Origin of the sequence: Lawsonibacter sp. LCP25S3_E2 (genome assembly GCF_052117285.1) — a bacterium.
Lineage (GTDB): Bacteria > Bacillota > Clostridia > Oscillospirales > Oscillospiraceae > Lawsonibacter.
Map to the genome: position 1 here is coordinate 1 of NZ_JBQKJL010000042.1, position 3,875 is coordinate 3,875.

Here is a 3,875-nt window from a genome sequence, read left to right on the forward strand (position 1 = left end):
ATACATGAACATGAAGCACTTGGAGGCGGCTCTGTACGACGCCTCTATTGCCGGCTGACTTCATTCAGCCGGAGCCTGCAAATAATTTTGCGCATAAATCTTGACGGCACCTCATTCAGCCGGAGCCTGCAAATAATTTTGCGCATAAATCTTGACGGCACCCCCGTCGCCCCAATCGGTCAAACATAAAGACAAGAAGGATGTCAAACTTATGTTGTTTGGCATCCTTCTTGATTTGCTGCAGCACTCTGCGGTCCGCTGTGGGGGTCTTAAATCCTGAGATTCCTTTCTCGTAGAACTCCTTGATGATTTTCCAGCCGCGAGCTGCGGCGAACTCCTGGCACGCCTGCCGCTGCATGGGAATGTCATCCTTGTGCAACTGCTGGACAGTGGATACCCGATACAGGCAATAGACTCGATTCATTGTACACTCCTCCTTAGGTAGAATAAGGGGATTATACAATGGCACAAGAGATCAGAAAATTAGCGATACCAGGATTCAAGCAATTCACGAAATTTTTGGTAAGAATCTATGCGATGGGAAGTCGTTTTTGCTCAGAAGAGCATTCCTTAGAGTATTGGTTTAATCTCCGTAGTCGATGTAACAGATTTATTTCCTAAAATATCACCCTTACCATATCTGAAAGTAAGAAAAACTTCTTTTACAAACTTTTCCGAACTATTTTGCGGGTCACGGGCTTGAAGAACAACTTCAGCGTCCGCAACATCGTTAAAAAAGATATCTATATTTTTCTTATCAATACTATACAAATATTCCTCCCCTACGCCCTGAGTAATGATATCCCAAAGCACCCTATATATATTATCTTTTGAAACAATAGTCGCAATATACTGTTTGAAAATTTGGGGATCAGATTCGCTACAATAACTATATAATCCCAAAATGTTCTTTTGATGATAATATTCATCAGAATACAAATCAATACTTTTTTCGAGAATAGTCTTACAAAGGCTATTGTAGAGTTGAGTAAGCTGGCTTTTTCTGTTTGGGTCATTTTTATCTGAAAAGGTGTTTTTATTCGAGTACCAGTATATAATTTCGCGAATTATTTCAATTTTTCCATATGAATAAGATGCGTTAGACAGGAATTCTGCAAATTCTTGTTCTGAACAAGATGAAAGTCCCTGCGCAATAATTAATGCACATCTCCGTCTTGCGCTCAACGATAAAAACTGAAGCGAATCATCCACATTGTAAATCATGTTAAATAAGGCGATAGGCAGATAGCGGTAATCTACAATGCAGGGACCAACCTGACTTTGCAACTGCTCAAACCATTCCTTCTGCTGTCCATCCGGAGTCTGAGTAAGAGCAGTCTCCAATTCGTCTGTAATATAGCTTGGATTTGCATGTGAATGAATATTATTTAGAAAAGTCAAGACACTTTGGTGAATAGACATATAGTCATTTGATGTATAGCTAAAATACAAATCAAAGTATTTTCCACTACAAATCCTCATGTTATTGGATATATTGGAATATTCTTGATCCGAACTAAAAGCATAATCTGCTATAATATCTTGATTCTGTTTGTACCTTAGGACATATGGAAACATAGTAGCGAGCAGCTCTAACAAAGATTTTTTTGTGGATAAAAAGGAATTGAAAAATGCCTTTCCTTCCCCATTAAATTTTTCTTTTTCAAAATTTTGCTGCCATAATCCCATATCGTGGACTATATCATGAGAAATAAAATAGTTTCTACTACGATATATTTCAAAATAAGCATCTGGTGCAATGAAGCGGATAACCTCTATTGCTAAAAGATCGGGTTTGTACAATTTTGTTTTTTGACAAAAGCACATAGAAAAAGCTGAATTTATAAGCCTTTTAAACTGTCGCAAATCTTTTACCTCAGAACAGATGTACTGCAAAAGTGGAAGATACGCTGCCTGGTTTTCTTTTTCAACTCCATAAGCCAAAAATATATTCTCAATACATGCAGAATAAAGTGTTTTTATTTGATTCTTCGTAATAATTGGAACCTTTATTTCCTGCTGAATAATTTTGTCGATATAGTGACTATCCATATCGTTTGTTTCATTAAATATCTTATTTATTCGTTCTCTGTCGTATGATAAGACATAAATTATTTTAGGAAGGCTAAATATTGTACCTATGAGTTTAAAAAGAAAAATTACATTTTTGGCATCAGCGCGATCTATATTATCAATAAAAAAGACAACAATTTGATTCCTTATCTGTAAATATGAGCTAATCTTCCGTTTTATTTCGCTAAGGCTTTCTACACTGGTCTTCGTATCAAATGCTATGGGTTTTATAACTCTGCCAATAGCATATCCATCAACAACAGCAGAGCTTAAATGTTCCATTATATGGTGACTCTGTAAGATGCTAAATTTCGTACCAGAACTTTTAAATATCGCATCATACATTCCCCATAGAAGAGCTTCTTGTGTACCAAAAGCCCATGGGTCAAAATTCTTAATTAAGTGCAGTTCTTTTGGATCTGAATTGAGAATGCGTTTTACATTGTTGAGAATTGTTGTTTTCCCGCTTCCCCATGGACCTTCAAGACCGATGACAAAAGATTGTGATGACCTGCAATTTTGGATAGAATATACCACCCAATTTATTAAATGACCTCGATTAAGTAAATCATAGTCCGCGTCAGCTTCTTCAATTAAAATAGGACCATCCTCAGTATAATTAAAAGCATTATTGTAAACATCTTTTAAGTCTACAACATTGGTTTTGATTACTTTTGCTCTCCTCTGAGAATAGGTATAGAATATAACCCGACTCAAAATTAAAAGAAGGCAGAATAGGCAAATTGCAATAGATACAATAAGCTGTGCAGAATGCAAAAACGCTGCATTAAAAATACAATATGTTAGAGTCGCAAAAAATAGAACGATAAATATTCCATCAAATATATTAGCAGAGGCAACCGTAATAAGCCCAAAGAAGTGAATATGAAATAACCAGCAAAAAGTAATTATAATTGTACTTAATAAACCGACCGTTAAAATAACTGGTGAGGTCAAATCAGATAATTGTGTTAAAATATTATAAAAATCAAGTATAAATAACACCGCGCCAAGAAGTACTGATAGCATTATCGCTTTTGTTAGCGAAAAAAATATATTAAAATTTCTGATGTAATCTCTAATAATCATTATGATAAAACCTCCCAATTTAGCGTTGACCTAAAACATACGCCCAATGGTTGCCCTCACGATATCTTTTTAATTTGCAGTCTGCAGCTAAACCAGAAAGGATTCTATTTGCCGTTGCAGCCGATACCTTGCACAATTCCCGCACATCAGCATTCATGATATAGTCATGTGTTAGAAGATAACTCTTGATCTTATTCCATCGAAGCGCTGCTTTGTCCAACTTTCCATCGCTCGTTTCATCGCTCAAACTAATCGCTTCTGTGAGGGATGCTTTGATAGCTGAAAGCATAAACTCAATAAATACTGTAGATTCACCCATGTCGTTAGATGTGTTGATAGTTGCGTAATACTCTTGTTGGCGATCATGAATAATGGACTCCACCGGAAGCCAAGCAAAGATTGCGTTCCATTTGGAAAGCAAAAGGGTATGCCATAAACGCCCCACTCTTCCATTTCCATCGGCAAAAGGATGGATCAATTCCAATTCATAGTGGAACACGCAACTTCGGATAAGCATGTGTACTTCACTGGCCTTCACCCAGTCTAATAACTCCAGCACCAGATCGGAAACATATGAGGGAAGTATTCCAAAATGCAGAACATTGTATTCTGTCAAGTAAAAATCCCTGGTTTTGCCAAAGCAAATTCCTTGGTATTGCCACGGGAATTCCCTGGTTTTGCCACGCTATTTTACCCGCATGAGAGCGTTGCGC

3 protein-coding genes are annotated in these 3,875 nt (G+C 36.9%); all 3 read right to left on the reverse strand.

Annotated elements, in window-relative coordinates; all coding sequences use genetic code 11:
• Window positions 1-115: 115 nt before the first annotated feature.
• The 3 genes from ACTQ3R_RS16205 to ACTQ3R_RS16215 all read right to left on the reverse strand — a co-directional run bounded on the left by ACTQ3R_RS16205 (window position 116) and on the right by ACTQ3R_RS16215 (window position 3,778).
• Window positions 116-424 carry a recombinase family protein gene (locus tag ACTQ3R_RS16205; RefSeq protein WP_441780195.1) on the reverse strand — a complete coding sequence of 103 codons (309 nt, stop codon included), beginning with the start codon at window positions 422-424 and terminating at the stop codon, window positions 116-118.
• Window positions 425-570: 146 nt separating this feature from the next.
• Window positions 571-3,162 carry a KAP family P-loop NTPase fold protein gene (locus ACTQ3R_RS16210; protein WP_441780194.1) on the reverse strand — a complete coding sequence of 864 codons (2,592 nt, stop codon included), beginning with the start codon at window positions 3,160-3,162 and terminating at the stop codon, window positions 571-573.
• A gap of 19 nt (window positions 3,163-3,181) precedes the next feature.
• Entirely contained in the window at window positions 3,182-3,778 is a 597-nt protein-coding gene (locus ACTQ3R_RS16215) for a Fic family protein (protein ID WP_441780193.1), read from the reverse strand.
• Between the last annotated feature and the right edge of the window lie 97 nt (window positions 3,779-3,875).

Excerpts from the sequence above, each read along its gene's own strand:
- ACTQ3R_RS16205 (WP_441780195.1), bottom strand. The coding sequence starts at position 424 with ATGAATCGAGTCTATTGCCTGTATCGGGTATCCACTGTCCAGCAGTTG.
- ACTQ3R_RS16210 (WP_441780194.1), bottom strand. The coding sequence starts at position 3,162 with ATGATTATTAGAGATTACATCAGAAATTTTAATATATTTTTTTCGCTA.